Below are 13,870 nucleotides of genomic sequence, written 5' to 3' on the forward strand. Positions count from 1 at the left end.
CCCATGCGCATCTGCTTGTTCAACTGGAAGGACCTGGCACACCCGGCCGCCGGTGGCGCGGAGGTGTACACCCGTGAACTACTCACCCGGTGGGCCGCCGGCGGGCACGAGGTGACCTGGTTCGCCGGTGCGGCCGACGGGGCCCCCGCCGTCGAGGTCCGGGACGGCGTCACCGTCCACCGGCGCGGCTCCCGGCTGACGGTCTACAAGGAGGCCCGCGCGTGGTACGCCGCACAACCGGCCGGCCGCCACGACCTGCTGATCGACGAGGTCAACACGCGTCCCTTCGGGTGCGCCCGCTGGGCCCGCGGAACGCCGACGGTGGCTCTGGTGCACCAGGTGGCCCGGGAGATCTGGTCGGCCGAGTTCCCGCCCCCGCTGTCCTGGGCGGGGCGACATCTCGCGGAGCCGTACTGGCTGCGCTCCCTGCGCGGCACGCCGGTGCTGACCGTGTCGCCCTCCAGCCGTGACTCGCTGCGGGAGTACGGGCTCCGGGACCTGCACCTGGTTCCCGAGGGGATCACGCGCCGCCCCCGGCCGAGCGTGCCCCGTGAGGAACGGCCGACCGTGGTGTTCCTCGGCCGGCTCGCACCGGTCAAGCAGGTGGACCACGCCATCACGGCGTTCGAACTGCTCCGCCGGGTGCTGCCCGCGGCGCAGCTGTGGATCGTCGGGGACGGGCCGCAGCGCGACCGGCTGGAGCGCACGGCCCCGCCCGGAGTGACCTTCCACGGCCGGGTGTCCACCGAGGAGCGGGACGCCCTGCTCGCCAGGGCCCACGCGCTCGTCGTCACCTCCATCCGGGAGGGCTGGGGCCTCGTCGTGGACGAGGCCGCGGCGATGGGCACGCCCACCGTCGGCTACGACCGGCCGGGGCTGCGGGACTCCGTCGCGGCCGCGGGCGGCACGCTGGTGCCGCCCGACCCGGCGGCGCTGGCGGCGGCGCTGGCTCGGGAACTCCCCGGTCTTGCGGCCGCTCCCGCGCCCCAGGGCTGGGCGGGCGGAGCGGTGCCCTGGGACGAGGTGGCCGAACGGTTCCTGGACACCGCGCTGCGGGCCACCGGATCCGCCGGAAGACGTCGTGGCAGGCTGACGAGGCACGAGGCGGACACCGAGCAGTGACCTCCCGGCTCTTCCCCCTCTCCTCCGTCACTCTTCCGCGTCCCGCGGGCGTGCCGGGCCCGGCGGCGGTCGCCGACCGGGCCCGGCGCCACCGGGACCCGCTGCTGCGCTACCTGCTGCCCGCACTGACCGGAGCCGTCCTCCCGCTGCTCTGGTTCCGGCCGGGACGGTTCTTCGCCGCCGGTGACGTCGGCCCGTTCGTCCGGGACGGGCTGGCCGCCGACCTGGGCAGCGTGTGGAGTCATCAGATCACCGGTGCGGGCGGGCCCTCGTACGAGATCTCCCGGCTCCCCGACGTCGTCCTGATCAAGCTGTGCGCCGCCGTGGGCCTGGGCGCACCCGTTGCCCAGGTCGTGCTGTACGCGCTGATCCTCGGCGCGGCCGCCGCCGGCACCTCCTTCCTGGCCTCGTGCTGGCTGCGCCGTCCCGTCGCGGCCGCCGCCGCGGGAGTGCTCTCCGTCGCCAACGTGTACGTCCTCGTCACCCTGCTCAACCCGCTGCCCGCGCTGGCCGGCGCGCTCACCGCCTTCCTCGGCGGACAGCTGGTGCGCGCCGCGCAGGGCCGGAAGGTCAGGCCCCGGACCGTGGCGCTGACCACGCTGCCCCTGTGCTACCTGGGCATGAACCCCCCGCTGCTGGCCATCGTGTTCATCGGCGTCGCCGTACTCGGCGCGGTGGGCGCCTTGTCCGCCCCCGGCCGGGCCCGGTCGGTGCTGCGCCTGGCCCTGCGGGCCGCGCCGCTGGTGATCGGGTTGCAGCTGTGGTGGCTGGTCCCTCAGCTGATCACCCTTCAGGGCGGCAGCTCCGCCACCGTGTTCAGCGCCCAGACGAACGCGGCGGCCTGGGCATGGACCCAGGCGCGGAACACGCTCACCAACATCGTCACCCTGAACGCCCACTGGGGCTGGACCTACAGCGAGTACTACCCGTTCGCGCGGGCGATGGACTCCTGGCCGTGGGCCGCGCTGCGCTGGGTGCCGCCCCTGCTCGCCCTGGCCGGGGCGGCCTTCCCGCCGGGACCGCCGCGGACCCGGCGCGCCCTGCGCGTGCTCGGCGGATTCTGCGTCGTCCTGGTCCTCCTCTGCAAGGGGCTGCACCCGCCGCTGGCCGGCCTCAACGACTGGCTGTACACGTACGTGCCGGGCATGTGGATGTTCCGCGAGCCGATGAGCAAGTTCGGCGTGCTGCTGGTGCTGCTGGTGTCGTTGCTCGCCGGAGCGGCCGTGGAACGGGTGCTGGACCGGGTCGTCCCGATGCGCGGGGGGGTCCGCCGGGGGCTGCGTGCGGCGACCGCCGCCGTGGTCCTCGGCGCGGTCGCCTATCCGGCACCGCTGTGGACCGGGGCGCTGGTCGAGCAGGACCGCGATCCGCTGCCGGCCGCCTCCGTCCGCGTGCCGGCCGCGTGGCACCACGTTGCCGAGCGGGCCAACGCGTCCAAGGCTCCGGGCAAGGTGCTCGAACTCCCGCTGCAGAACTACTACCAGGTGCTGACCCGATGGGGTTACCACGGCACCGACTCCGTCCCGCAGCAACTGCTGACCCGGCCGCTTCTGCAGCGCCTGCCCGGCGGCTACTTCGACGCCTCGCCGCAACTGGCCGACCTGCTGGCGCTGGCGGAGGAAAGCCTGGAGCGCGGCGACACCGGTGCCGCACTGGGAGCGCTGCGCGCGCTCGACGTGGACCAGGTCGTCGTCCGGCGCGATCTCGTCATCACGGACGACGAGATCGCCTCCCCGGACAGGCTCGGCCGCACGCTGGCCCGGATGAACGGCGTGCGCCGCACGGCCGCCACCGAGGTCGCCGACCTCTACGAACTGCCGGCCGCTCCCAGCCGCGGCGGCCGACTGGTCCTCAACCGGCCGGTCGAGGCCGGGGTCACCGCCCGGGCGGCCGCGCAGGGAGCCGCGACCACGGCCGACTCCTCCGCGCCGGTGGACAGCGCCCACCTCACCGTCTCCGGCGACACCACGCAGGACCTCGTCCTGCGCAGGGCGGGCACGTACCGGATCGGTGTCGACAGGGGCACGAGCACCAGCTACCGGCCCCGGTACCTCGCCGACGGGACGCCCCAGGTGGAGCTCACGGACGCCCACCGGGTCCGCGTCGACGGCGACGACCTGCCCACCGCACCCGGCATGCGGATCTTCCTGGACGAGGGCACCGAAGGGCCTCCGGCCGCCCTGCTGGTCGACGGCTCCGTGCTGCCCTGGCAGGCGGACACGCCGGTCGCCGTCAGCCCGGGCGACGAGGTGGGCGTAGCGGTGCCCGACGGCTCCGGCGAGCTGATGTCCGAGTGGTCGCGGCAGGGCAACGGCTCGTGCAGCCGCCTGGGCGCCGACCGGCGCCTGGACCGGCGCTCCGGCGGCTCCTGGGCCGTCACGGCCCGCACCGGGACCACCTGCCTTCGCATGCCGCTGGAAGGTGTCCCCGACAGCGGTCTGGTGTCCGTCTCGCTGCGCTACCGCTCGCTCGGCGCCGGCAGTCCGCGCGTCTGCCTGTGGCAGAACGGCCCGGACAGCTGCGCGGTGTCCCGCACTCTGCCGGCGGACCGTGCCTGGCGCACCTGGCACGCCGTGGTGAGGCTCGATCCCGGCACCGATTCCGCGGCGCTCTACGCCTACGCGGACGGGCTCCCGGGCGCCGGGATGCCCACGGTCGCGGAGTACGCCGACGCGCATGCCGCCGCCCTGACGGTGGCCGGCAGCGCGGAGGCTCCCGAGGTCCCGTCGGCCACGGTCGAGGGCAGTGCGCAGGCGGGCCGGCACCGGATCGAGGTGCGGCAGACGGGCGGTACGGCCCAGCCGGCCCTGTTCGGCGGGCTGGGCGACTGCGCCCGCAGGGACGACCGCGGATTCCGCGCCGCGGGGCTCGCCGCACGGCACCTCGGGCCCGGCTCCGTACAGCTGCGGGCGAACGCCCACACCGCCTGCGTGGCGGCCGTCGTGGCCGCCGCGGACCCGGGCCCGGACCGCGCCGAAGACCCCGCGGAGGGCCGGCTCACGGGCAGCTACCGCCTCTCCCTGCGCTACCGCACCCTGTCCGGCAGCCCGGCCAGAATGTGTCTGTGGCAGGACGGACCGGACCGCTGCGCCGATCTGCCCCCGCTCGCCGACAGCACCGGCTGGACCACGTTCGACACACGCGTCACGCCCCGGCCGGGCACCCGTCAACTGGCCCTCTACCTCTACGCGGACGGCGACGACGCCGGGACGACCCGGGTGGAGTACACGGACGTGCGGGTGGCCAGGACCCCGGATCCGCTGACCGTGCGCATCACCCCCGCGGCGCCCGCCACGGCACCGGCCGAACCGGCGGCCCAGGTGCGGCGCCTGGGCGCCGGCCACCAGCGGATCACCCTCACGGACCTGCGGGGGAGCACCGTCGTGGCCCTGCGCGACTCGTTCCACGCGCAGTGGCGGCTGAGCGGGCTGCCGGCGGGCTGGACCGCCCGCGCCCTCGAAGTGGACGGCTACCGGCAGGCCTGGGTGGTCAGCGGGCACGGCGACGCCGTCCTCGATGCCGGGTTCGGGCCGGACCGCTGGTGGTTCGCCGCCGTCGCCGCCTCGCTGCTCTGCCTGCTCAGGACCACCCTGCCGGCCCGCCCCCGGAGACGGCCGGCCCCCACCTCACCCTCGATCCCGCCCATCCTTCCCCCACGCCTTTCGGAGTCCGGAGATGACGCTGACGCCGTCCCCCGCCAGAAGCCCGCTGATCTCGGTGGTGATTCCCGCCAGGAACAGTGCGCAACTGGTGACCCCACTGCTCGCCTCGCTGGCCGCGCAGGACTGCGAGGGGGTGGAAGTCGTTCTGAACGATGACGCGAGCTCGTCCGACGATCTCGAGGGCACCGCGGCCGCGTTCCGCGGCCAGGGCCTCGACGTCCGCGTGATCCACGACAACCCCACCATGCCCGCCGGACGCCGCCGCGGCGCGGCGCTCGCCCGGGGCAGGCTCGTGCTGCACCTCGACACCGACATGACCGCACCCCCCGGACTGCTGTCGGAGTGCCGCGACATGATCGACCGCCAGGGGTACGACGCGCTGGTCATCCCGGAGGTCTCCGTGGGGGAGGGCTTCTGGGCCCGCTGCAAGGTGCTGGAGAAGAGCTGCCACGACGGCGATCCGCGGGTCGAGGGTGTGCGGTGCATGCCCCGCGAGCTGTACGAGCGGGTCGGCGGGCACGACGAGAACTTCGTCTGGGGCGAGGACAAGGACCTGGACCTGCGGGTACGGGCCGCCGGCGCCCGGATCGGTGTGACCGGCCACGCCCTGGAGCACCGAGAAGGACGGACGCGGCTGGGCACCACGATGCGGAAGAAGGCCTTCTACGCGGCCACCGCCCACCGGTACGCCATGAAGCAGCCGCGCCAGTTCGCGATCCAGGCCAGCCCGCTGCGGCTGGTACGGCTCGGCCTGCGGGGCTGGCGGATCAGCCGCGATCCGCGGCTGGTCGGCGGTCTGTTGCTGCTCAAGAGCTGCGAGTACCTCGCCGTCGGCCTCTCGCTGCTGGGCCTGCGCCCGCGGGCGCGGTCATGACGCGGGACCCGGCCCGCCCCGTACCGACGTGGCGCCGTCTGCCGCGATGGTCGGGACTGCTCGTCCTGCTGCCGGCCGCGGCCGCGGTGTGCGTTCTCCACGGCGTCCCCGGAACCGAGCGCGGCGAAGCTCCGCCGCCGGCCGCCGGGGCTCCGGCGGCGACCGAGGCGCCTCCGGTCCGGAAGGTGAGGCTGCCGCAGCCGAAGGACGGTGCGCCGCTCGGGGAGATCAGCATCCCGCGCCTTGCCGAGCTCGGGTACCCCGCACGGTTCCCCGTCGCACAGGGCATCGACAAGGCACGCGTCCTGAACGACGGAGCCGTGGGGCACTACCCGGACACCGAACTCCCCGGGGAGGAGGGGAACTTCGGTCTGGCGGGGCATCGCAACCTGCACGGTGAACCGTTTCGCCACCTCGACGAGCTGCGCGTCGGCGACGAGGTCGTCGTCAGGACCGCGTCGGCCGCGTACCACTACGTCCTGGACCGGCAGCTGCCGCAGACCGACGCGGACAACTACTCGGTCCTGGATCCGATCCCTCCGGAGTCCGGCTATCGCAGCCCCGGCCGGTACATCACCCTGACCACCTGCACTCCGGAGTTCACCTCGGACTACCGGCTGATCTGGTGGGGCCATCTCGCGCGGCGGGTGCCCCTGACCGACGACACACCACACCTGGAGGACCGATGACCATTCCCGTGGACCGGCTCAGCAACGCGGCCGTGCGCGCCTTCGTCACCGCGCTCAACGCCAACGACGAGGACGCCTTCCGGCTCGCGCTCACGCCCGCGGCCACCATGTCCGACGACGGGTCGGATCGCGATCTCGCGCAGTGGACCGAGAAGGAGATCTTCTCCTCGCGCGGACACATGGAGGTCGAGTCCGAGAAGGACGAGGGGCTCACACTCGTCGCGCGGTACCGGAACGACACCTGGGGCGAGATGCGGACGAAGTGGCAGTTCACCGTGGAGGACGGGAAGGTGGCCCGCTTCGACACCGGGCAGGCATAGCGGCCTTCGGCGTCACGTGTCTTGATAGTTCGTCAGGAATGTGGGTTCCTCGGGGTCGTACTGCCGCCGGTACGACTCCGAGGGGGCGTCGTGATCGACCTGCTCGAGGACACCTGGGCCCGGGAGGTCCCGTACGACCAGTTCGCGTACCTGCGGCGGGAGTCGCCGGTGCACTGGCACCCGCTCGGCGACGACGGCGACGGGTTCTTCGCGCTCACCCGGCACGCCGACATCGTCGCCGCCAGCCGCGACCCGGAGCTGTGGTCCGTCGAGCGCGGGTCGTTCTTCATCCGGGAGCAGACGCCCGAGGCGCTCGAAACCCTCGCGCTGAGCCTGCTCGGCATGGATCCGCCCCGGCACACCCGGTACCGACGGCTCGTCAGCACCGTCTTCTCGCCGCGCATGATCCGGCGACTCGCGGAGGACATCCAGCGCCGCGCCGAACTGCTCGCCGACTCCGTGGCCGCACGCGGCGGCGAGGTCGAGTTCGTCGAGGAGGTCGCCGCCCGGCTGCCGCTCCAGGTGATCTGCGAGATGGTCGGGGTGCCGGCCGCCGACGAGGACCGGATCTTCGCGTGGAGCAACCGGCTCGTGGGCTTCCAGGACCCGGACTTCCGTACCACCGAGGAGGACGGGCAGGTCGCGGCGGCCGAGATCTACGCGTACTGCGACGAACTCGCCGCCCGCCGCCGGGCCGAGCCCCGCGACGACATCCTCACCGCCCTCGTCCACGCCGAGGTGGACGGCGAGCGGCTCACCGCCCACGAGATCGACCTGTTCTTCGTGACCCTGGTCGTCGCCGGCAACGAGACCACCCGCAACCTGCTCGCCGGCGCGCTGCTCACCCTCGCCCGGCACCCGGCCGCCCGCGCCCAGCTCGTCGCCGGGATCGACGACGACGGGCTGTGGACCAGTGCCACCGAGGAACTCCTGCGCTGGAACGGCTCGATCCACAACTTCCGGCGCACAGCGACCCGCGACACCGAGATCGGCGGGCAGAAGATCCGCGAGGGGCAGAAGGCCGTGCTCTTCTACACCTCCGGCAACCGCGACGAGTCCGTGTTCGCCGACCCCGACGTGCTCGACCTGCGCCGCAGCCCCAACGACCACCTCACCTTCGGCGGTGGCGGCCCCCACTTCTGCCTCGGCGCCGGACTCGCCCGTACGCAGATCAAGGCGCTCACCCGTGAGCTGCTGCGCCGTCACCCGCACGTCGAGACGACGGACGAGCCCCGGCGCATGCGCTCCGACTTCATCAACGGGATCAAGTACCTCCCGCTGAGGTTCGCCCGCTAGACGCATGCGGTCCTCCTGCCTCGTCCTGCGACGCGGCTCAACGGCTCCCGTCGTGTTCGCGTACGGCGATCCGCGCCAGCTTCGTCAGCATCATGCCGTTGCGGACGGCGACGACGTAGTCGACAGGGAGCCCGTGCATCCGGGTGCCGGGGCCCCGAAGGGGGTGCCAGTCGAGGATGACGAGGGTGTGCTCGGCCCAGGGGATCAGGCGCATGGCGATGCGGGCCGCGCCGAAGGGATCCGCCTTCGCCTCCAACTCCAGGCGGCGCTCGGGTTCGCTGATCCGGACGACACAGGTGTCCTCGAGGGCCACCGGGCCGATGCCGACCCGTACCCGCAGGCGGGCACCCACTTCAGGCCAGTGCGGGTCCGCAGCGAGGACCTGCTGGGTTCCTGTCACCCACTCTCCGTAGCGGTAGCCGTCCGACAGCAGGCCCCAGACCTCGGACGGAGTACTCAGGATCAGGCGTCGGTTCCTGGCCACGCCGGCCACGCTCCCTCCGGAGGGCGGACGCCCGGACGACGTGCCCCGCTCGCGATGCCCCGGGGGCCGAGGGCGTCGTGTGTCGCTGGACTCATGCCTTCCAGGGTGGCGGCGTCGGTGCACGGGCGCACCTCGGCCCGCTAGCCGCGCCCGATGTACGGCATCGCCGTCGCCATCACCGTCGCGAACTGGACGTTCGCCTCCAGCGGCAGCCCCGCCATGTGCACCACCGTGCGGGCCACGTCCGCCGCGTCCATCACCGGCTCCACGGCCGTCTCGCCGTTCGCCTGCAGGATCCCGGTCTGCATCCGCGCCGTCATCTCGGTGGCCGCGTTGCCGATGTCGATCTGCCCGCAGGCGATCCGGTACGGCCGGCCGTCCAGGGACAGCGACTTCGTCAGACCCGTCATCGCGTGCTTGGTGGCCGTGTACGCCACCGAGTGCGGGCGCGGTACGTGCGCGGAGATCGAGCCGTTGTTGATGATCCGGCCACCCTGCGGGGACTGCTCCTTCATCGTCCGGAACGCGGCCTGGGCGCAGAGGAACGAGCCGGTCAGGTTGACGTCGACGACCTGACGCCACGTCTCGTACGCCAGGTCCTCCACCGGGGTCCCGCCGCCCGCGAACGAGCCGGCGTTGTTGAACAGCAGGTCGACCCGGCCGAAGCGGTCCCGGACCGTCGCGAACAGCGCCACGACCGCCGCCGGGTCCGTGATGTCGGTCGGCACGACCGACGTCTCCCCGGCCGCCTGACGGGCCGTCTCCTCCAGGGGCTCGGCCCGGCGGCCCGCCAGCGCGACCGTCCAGCCCGCCGCCGACAGGGCCAGCGCGACGCCGCGCCCGATGCCCGAACCCGCTCCCGTCACCACTGCGATGCTCATGGCCGCGCAGCGTACGGCAGATCGGTGCACGGAACACTCATCCGTCCGACACGCGGATGTTCTGTACCCGACAACCCAGCGACGTCCCGTGCCACTCCAATGCGTCACATCACTGCCGACAGGGGAGGGGCATATGACACCCGTGGATCGTCACCATCCCGAATTCCGCGCCGCCGCACGGCACTTCGACCGTCACATCGGTCGCCGCAGATTCCTCACCGTCACCGGGGCGGCCGCCGCGCTCGCCTTCTCCGTCGGACTTCCCGCGGCCGGCAGCGCGAGCGCCGCCGAGCTCGACGGGAAGCGGATCGCCGATGACCCGTTCACCCTCGGCGTGGCGTCCGGCGACCCGCTGCCCGGCTCCGTCCTCCTGTGGACGCGGCTCGCCCCGCGTCCCTTCGAACCCGACTCCGGCCTGCCGCCCGAACGGGTCTCCGTCTTCTGGGAACTCGCCCACGACGAGCGCTTCACCCGGATCGTCCGGCGAGGCCGCGCCACCGCGCACCCCGAGTTCCAGCACACCGTCCATGTCGAGGTCGACCACCTCGACTCCGACCGCGCCTACTTCTACCGCTTCCGCGCCGGGGACTGGATCAGCCCGGTCGGCCGCACCCGCACCGCGCCCGCCGAGCACGCGCGGCCCGCCGGTCTGAAGCTCGCCGCCGTGTCCTGCCAGGCGTACCACGACGGCTACTTCACGGCCTACCGCCATCTCGCGGAGGAGGACCTCGATGTCGTCTTCCACCTCGGGGACTACCTGTACGAGTACGCCGTGACCGCCACCGGCGGCGCCCGCGCCTACACCGACCGCCGCCTGCCGGCCGTCTTCAACAGGGAGACCCTCACCCTGGAGGACTACCGGCTGCGCTACGCCCTCTACAAGTCGGACCCCGACCTGCGCGCCGCGCACGCCGCCCACCCGTTCGTCGTCACCTGGGACGACCACGAGACGGAGAACAACTACGCCGGGGACATCCCGGAGAACGACGTCCCTCCGGAGGAGTTCCTGCTGCGCCGGGCCGCCGCCTACCGCGCGTACTGGGAGAACCAGCCGCTGCGCGCCCCGCAGCGGCCCGAGGGCCCGGACATGCGGCTGTACCGCCGGCTCCGGTTCGGGCAGTTGGCCCAGTTCGACATCCTCGACACCCGCCAGTACCGCTCCAACCAGGCGTACGGCGACGGCTGGCAGGTCCCCGGCCCCGAGTCCGAGGACCCGGCGCGCACGATGACCGGGGAGACGCAGGAGCGCTGGCTGCTCGACGGCTGGCGCGCCTCGCGCGCCACCTGGAACGTGGTGCCGCAGCAGGTCGTCTTCTCGGAGCGGCGCAACGTCCCCACCGCGGCGTTCAAGCTGTCCATGGACTCGTGGGACGGTTACCCGGCATCCCGGCGGCGGATCCTCGACGGGGCCGCGGCGGCCGGCGTCGACAACCTGATGGTGCTCACCGGCGACGTCCACGTCGGGTACGGCCTCGACATCAAGGCGGACTTCCGCGACCCGGCGTCCCGGACCGTCGGCACCGAGATCGTCGCCACCTCCGTCAGCAGCGGGAAGGACGGCTCCGACCGCCCGGCGAACTACGGCGACCTCACCGCCGCCAACCCGCACCTGAAGTTCTACAACGGGCGCCGTGGCTACGTGACGGTCGAGCTCGGCCCGGACCGGGCCCGCGCGGACTTCCGTACGGTCGCGGCCGTGACCACGCCCGGTGCGCCGGTCACGACGGCCGCGTCTCTCGTGACGGAGGCGGGGAACCCGGGCCTCACCCCGGCGTGACCCTGCCGGGGGCGTGACCGTGTCGGGTGGTCCGGCCGAGCTGAGACGATGGCTCCGCATTCAACGAAACGGAGCTTGTCGATGCCGGAGAGCGGCCGGACCACCACGACCGAGGGCCGAGACGAAGGCCACATACCGTCCCGCACGCCCGTCGCCGCCGCCCGGCGCGCCGGGCTGCTCGTCACCCTCGTCCTGGGCGGCCTGACGGCGCTGCCCCCGCTCTCCATGGACATGTACCTGCCCGCCCTGCCGCAGGTCACCGACGCGCTGCGCGCGCCCGCCGCGACGGTGCAGCTCACCCTCACCGCCTGCCTGGCGGGCATGGCCCTCGGCCAGCTCGTCGTCGGTCCCATGAGCGACAGGTGGGGCCGGCGACGTCCGCTGCTCGTCGGCATGATCGTGTACGTCGCCGCCACCGCGGTCTGCGCCTTCGCGCCCGGCGTCGAACTGCTCGTCGCCTTCCGGCTGCTCCAGGGACTGGCCGGCGCGGCCGGCATCGTCATCGCCCGGGCCGTGGTCCGCGACCTGTACGACGGGGTCGAGATGGCCCGGTTCTTCTCCACCCTGATGCTGATCTCCGGCGTCGCCCCGATCATCGCCCCGCTCATCGGCGGCCAGATCCTGCGGATCACCGACTGGCGCGGAGTCTTCCACGTCCTGACCGCCGTCGGCGTCGTGCTCACCCTCGTGGTCCGGCGGTTCCTGCACGAGACGCTGCCGCCCGAGCGGCGGCACGAGGGCGGCGTCGGCGAGGCGCTGCGCACCATGCGCGGACTGCTCGCCGACCGGGTGTTCACCGGCTACATGCTCGCGGGCGGACTCGCCTTCGCCGCGCTCTTCGCGTACATCTCGGCCTCGCCGTTCGTCGTCCAGGAGATCTACGGAGCCTCGCCACAGACCTTCAGCCTGCTGTTCGGGCTCAACTCGGTCGGGCTCGTCGCCGTCGGCCAGATCAACGGCAAGCTTCTGGTCGGCCGGGTCAGCCTGGACAAGGCCCTCGGCTTCGGACTCGCGGTGATCACGCTGGCGGCCGGGGCGCTGGTGCTGATGACGGCCGGGGTGTTCGGCGAGGTGGGGCTCGCCGGGATCGCGGCGGGGCTGTTCGTGCTGATGTCCGCGATGGGGCTCGCGATGCCGAACACCAACGCGCTGGCGCTCATGCGCACCCCGCACGCGGCCGGTTCGGCCTCCGCGCTGCTCGGCACCTCGTCGTTCCTGATCGGCGCGATCGCCTCGCCGCTCGTCGGCATCGCGGGCGAGGCGACGGCGGTCCCGATGGCCGTGGTGCAGCTCGCCTGCGCGGTCGCCGCGCTCGGCTGCTTCCTGCTGCTGTGCCGCCCCTGGCGGACGGGGGCGACGGGCGAGACCGGCGCCTGACCGACGAAACGGAGCGGCCCCGGGAGCAAGGTCCCGGGGCCGCTCCGTTCTCAGTCCTTCAGGTGGTACGCGATCAGATGCCGGCGGTTCTTCGCGTCCGTCCAGCGGAACAGGCCCACGCCCAGCGTCTCGGCCTGCGGGAGACGGACGTTGGAGTCCATCAGCTCCGGCTCGCCGGTCCACATGTCGACCATCAGCGGCGCGCCCGCGCCCGCGAGGGCGTCGCCCGCGCTGCGCACGCCGGCCGCGCCGAAGACCGTGCCCTCGTCGGTGACCGAGACCAGCGTGAGGCGGTTGGTGCCGTCGGGGTCCTCGAAGCAGTACCCCTTCTTGTCCTCCAGGTCGAAGGCCAGGCTGCCGGCGACCAGGAACCGCCCGTCCGGGGAGGTCTTGGCCTGCGGGTACTCGCTCGGGGCTATGGTCGGCCGGCGGCACTCGGCCTGGACCACGATCTTGCCGGTGGCGAGGTCGTGCACCGCCCAGATCTCGTGGGTGGCCGCCTTGGGCGTCTTCGCCGCGTGGTGCCAGCGGGCCAGCACGTGCTTGGAGGTCACCGACGTCGGCAGGCCGCTGGTCACTTCGGCCCCGCGCGGGGCGAGGTTCCGGCTGAACCAGCCGCCCAGCACCCAGAACTCCCGGGCTCCGCTCACCAGCAGGCCCTTGTCGGTGATCGCGAGGACCTCGGTCAGGGTGCGGCAGTTGGCGCAGTTCCCGGGGTAGCCGAGCTTGTCCGGCGGGATCGAGTCGATCTCGCCGGTCTCCGGGTCGACGACCGAGCTCTTCGCCTTGCCGTCCGAGATCAGGATGCCGGGGCCGGTACCGGTGACGACGGGCGCCACGGCCCAGGGGACCTCCACGCGCTGCCGGCCGCCGTCGGCGGTGTCGTAGATGTCGAGCGAGATGAACTTCCCGGCGGCGTTCAGCCCCTCGGCCCTGGTGCTGCCGTACGACCAGGCCACGAAGTACTGGCTCTCGCCCTTGGTGACGGACAGCACCCGCGGGAAGCTGCCCGCGGCCGTCAACGGCCGCCACGGCTCGCCCGCCCACTTGGTCTTCCCGGTCTTGGCCTCCACCGCACGCAGCCGGTACTGGAAGTCCCCGGCGCGCTCCAGGTAGCCGATGAGGCCGGAGGACTGCGCGACCGCGTACTCCGGGGAGGCGTCGGCGGCCTCCCAGCCCTTCGCGGTGTCGTAGCCGTACGGGACGGTGAGCTTCGTCGCCGGACCGGGGATCTTCGCCGGCTTCTTCTTCTTGGCGTCCTCGGCGGCCGAGCCCGCGTCGCACATGGACAGCACGAGGAGCATCAGGAGGATGCCCAGGCCGCCGAGCATCGACATGCGGACGAAACGCTCTCTGGGCGTCGCGCCCAGGCTCGAGCCGAGTCCGGC

General features: G+C 73.1%; 11 protein-coding genes. 8 read left to right on the top strand and 3 right to left on the bottom strand.

Going from position 1 to position 13,870, the window contains the following annotated elements; all coding sequences use genetic code 11:
- Positions 1-3 precede the first annotated feature (3 nt).
- The 6 genes from R2D22_RS26210 (at position 4) to R2D22_RS26235 (ending at position 7,963) form a co-directional block, all read left to right on the top strand.
- Positions 4-1,122 (top strand): glycosyltransferase family 4 protein, encoded by a 1,119-nt coding sequence (locus R2D22_RS26210; RefSeq protein WP_318107131.1) that lies wholly within the window; start codon positions 4-6, stop codon positions 1,120-1,122.
- Entirely contained in the window at positions 1,119-4,940 is a 3,822-nt protein-coding gene (locus tag R2D22_RS26215; RefSeq protein WP_318107132.1) for a hypothetical protein, read from the top strand. The genes R2D22_RS26210 and R2D22_RS26215 overlap by 4 nt, the downstream gene beginning before the upstream one ends.
- Positions 4,873-5,658, top strand: a complete 786-nt coding sequence (locus R2D22_RS26220; RefSeq protein WP_318107133.1) for a glycosyltransferase — start codon at positions 4,873-4,875, stop codon at positions 5,656-5,658. The genes R2D22_RS26215 and R2D22_RS26220 overlap by 68 nt, the downstream gene beginning before the upstream one ends.
- Complete coding sequence (locus R2D22_RS26225; protein ID WP_318107134.1) at positions 5,655-6,347, top strand: class E sortase; 693 nt, start codon at positions 5,655-5,657, stop codon at positions 6,345-6,347. The genes R2D22_RS26220 and R2D22_RS26225 overlap by 4 nt, the downstream gene beginning before the upstream one ends.
- Positions 6,344-6,667 carry a nuclear transport factor 2 family protein gene (locus R2D22_RS26230; RefSeq protein WP_318107135.1) on the top strand — a complete coding sequence of 108 codons (324 nt, stop codon included), beginning with the start codon at positions 6,344-6,346 and terminating at the stop codon, positions 6,665-6,667. The genes R2D22_RS26225 and R2D22_RS26230 overlap by 4 nt, the downstream gene beginning before the upstream one ends.
- 90 nt (positions 6,668-6,757) lie before the next feature.
- Positions 6,758-7,963: a cytochrome P450 gene (locus R2D22_RS26235; RefSeq protein WP_318107136.1), complete on the top strand. Its 1,206-nt coding sequence runs from the start codon at positions 6,758-6,760 to the stop codon at positions 7,961-7,963.
- A gap of 37 nt (positions 7,964-8,000) precedes the next feature.
- Here the strand turns inward: R2D22_RS26235 and R2D22_RS26240 are convergent, their stop codons facing one another.
- Entirely contained in the window at positions 8,001-8,447 is a 447-nt protein-coding gene (locus tag R2D22_RS26240; RefSeq protein ID WP_318107137.1) for an SRPBCC family protein, read from the bottom strand.
- Between the two features lie 140 nt (positions 8,448-8,587).
- A complete protein-coding gene (locus R2D22_RS26245) occupies positions 8,588-9,328 on the bottom strand; it encodes an SDR family oxidoreductase (protein ID WP_318107138.1) in 741 nt (246 codons plus the stop codon).
- A 133-nt stretch (positions 9,329-9,461) separates the two neighbouring features.
- On the opposite strand from R2D22_RS26245, the gene R2D22_RS26250 reads away from it, so the two are divergent.
- Positions 9,462-11,105 carry an alkaline phosphatase D family protein gene (locus R2D22_RS26250; RefSeq protein WP_318107139.1) on the top strand — a complete coding sequence of 548 codons (1,644 nt, stop codon included), beginning with the start codon at positions 9,462-9,464 and terminating at the stop codon, positions 11,103-11,105.
- A gap of 81 nt (positions 11,106-11,186) precedes the next feature.
- Positions 11,187-12,482, top strand: coding sequence for a Bcr/CflA family multidrug efflux MFS transporter (locus R2D22_RS26255; RefSeq protein WP_318107140.1), 1,296 nt, complete (start codon positions 11,187-11,189; stop codon positions 12,480-12,482).
- 50 nt (positions 12,483-12,532) lie between these two features.
- Here R2D22_RS26255 and R2D22_RS26260 read toward each other — a convergent pair whose 3' ends face one another.
- Positions 12,533-13,819, bottom strand: a complete 1,287-nt coding sequence (locus R2D22_RS26260) for a hypothetical protein (protein WP_318107141.1) — start codon at positions 13,817-13,819, stop codon at positions 12,533-12,535.
- Positions 13,820-13,870 lie beyond the last annotated feature (51 nt).

It is taken from the genome of Streptomyces sp. HUAS YS2 (genome assembly GCF_033343995.1).
GTDB lineage: Bacteria > Actinomycetota > Actinomycetes > Streptomycetales > Streptomycetaceae > Streptomyces > Streptomyces solicathayae.

What these genes read in the sequence shown, in the direction of transcription:
- R2D22_RS26210 (WP_318107131.1), top strand. Translation starts at nt 4, where the DNA reads ATGCGCATCTGCTTGTTCAACTGGAAGGACCTGGCACACCCGGCCGCC.
- R2D22_RS26225 (WP_318107134.1), top strand. Translation starts at nt 5,655, where the DNA reads ATGACGCGGGACCCGGCCCGCCCCGTACCGACGTGGCGCCGTCTGCCG.
- R2D22_RS26230 (WP_318107135.1), top strand. Translation starts at nt 6,344, where the DNA reads ATGACCATTCCCGTGGACCGGCTCAGCAACGCGGCCGTGCGCGCCTTC.
- R2D22_RS26245 (WP_318107138.1), bottom strand. Translation starts at nt 9,328, where the DNA reads ATGAGCATCGCAGTGGTGACGGGAGCGGGTTCGGGCATCGGGCGCGGC.
- R2D22_RS26250 (WP_318107139.1), top strand. Translation starts at nt 9,462, where the DNA reads ATGACACCCGTGGATCGTCACCATCCCGAATTCCGCGCCGCCGCACGG.
- R2D22_RS26255 (WP_318107140.1), top strand. Translation starts at nt 11,187, where the DNA reads ATGCCGGAGAGCGGCCGGACCACCACGACCGAGGGCCGAGACGAAGGC.
- R2D22_RS26260 (WP_318107141.1), bottom strand. Translation starts at nt 13,819, where the DNA reads ATGTCGATGCTCGGCGGCCTGGGCATCCTCCTGATGCTCCTCGTGCTG.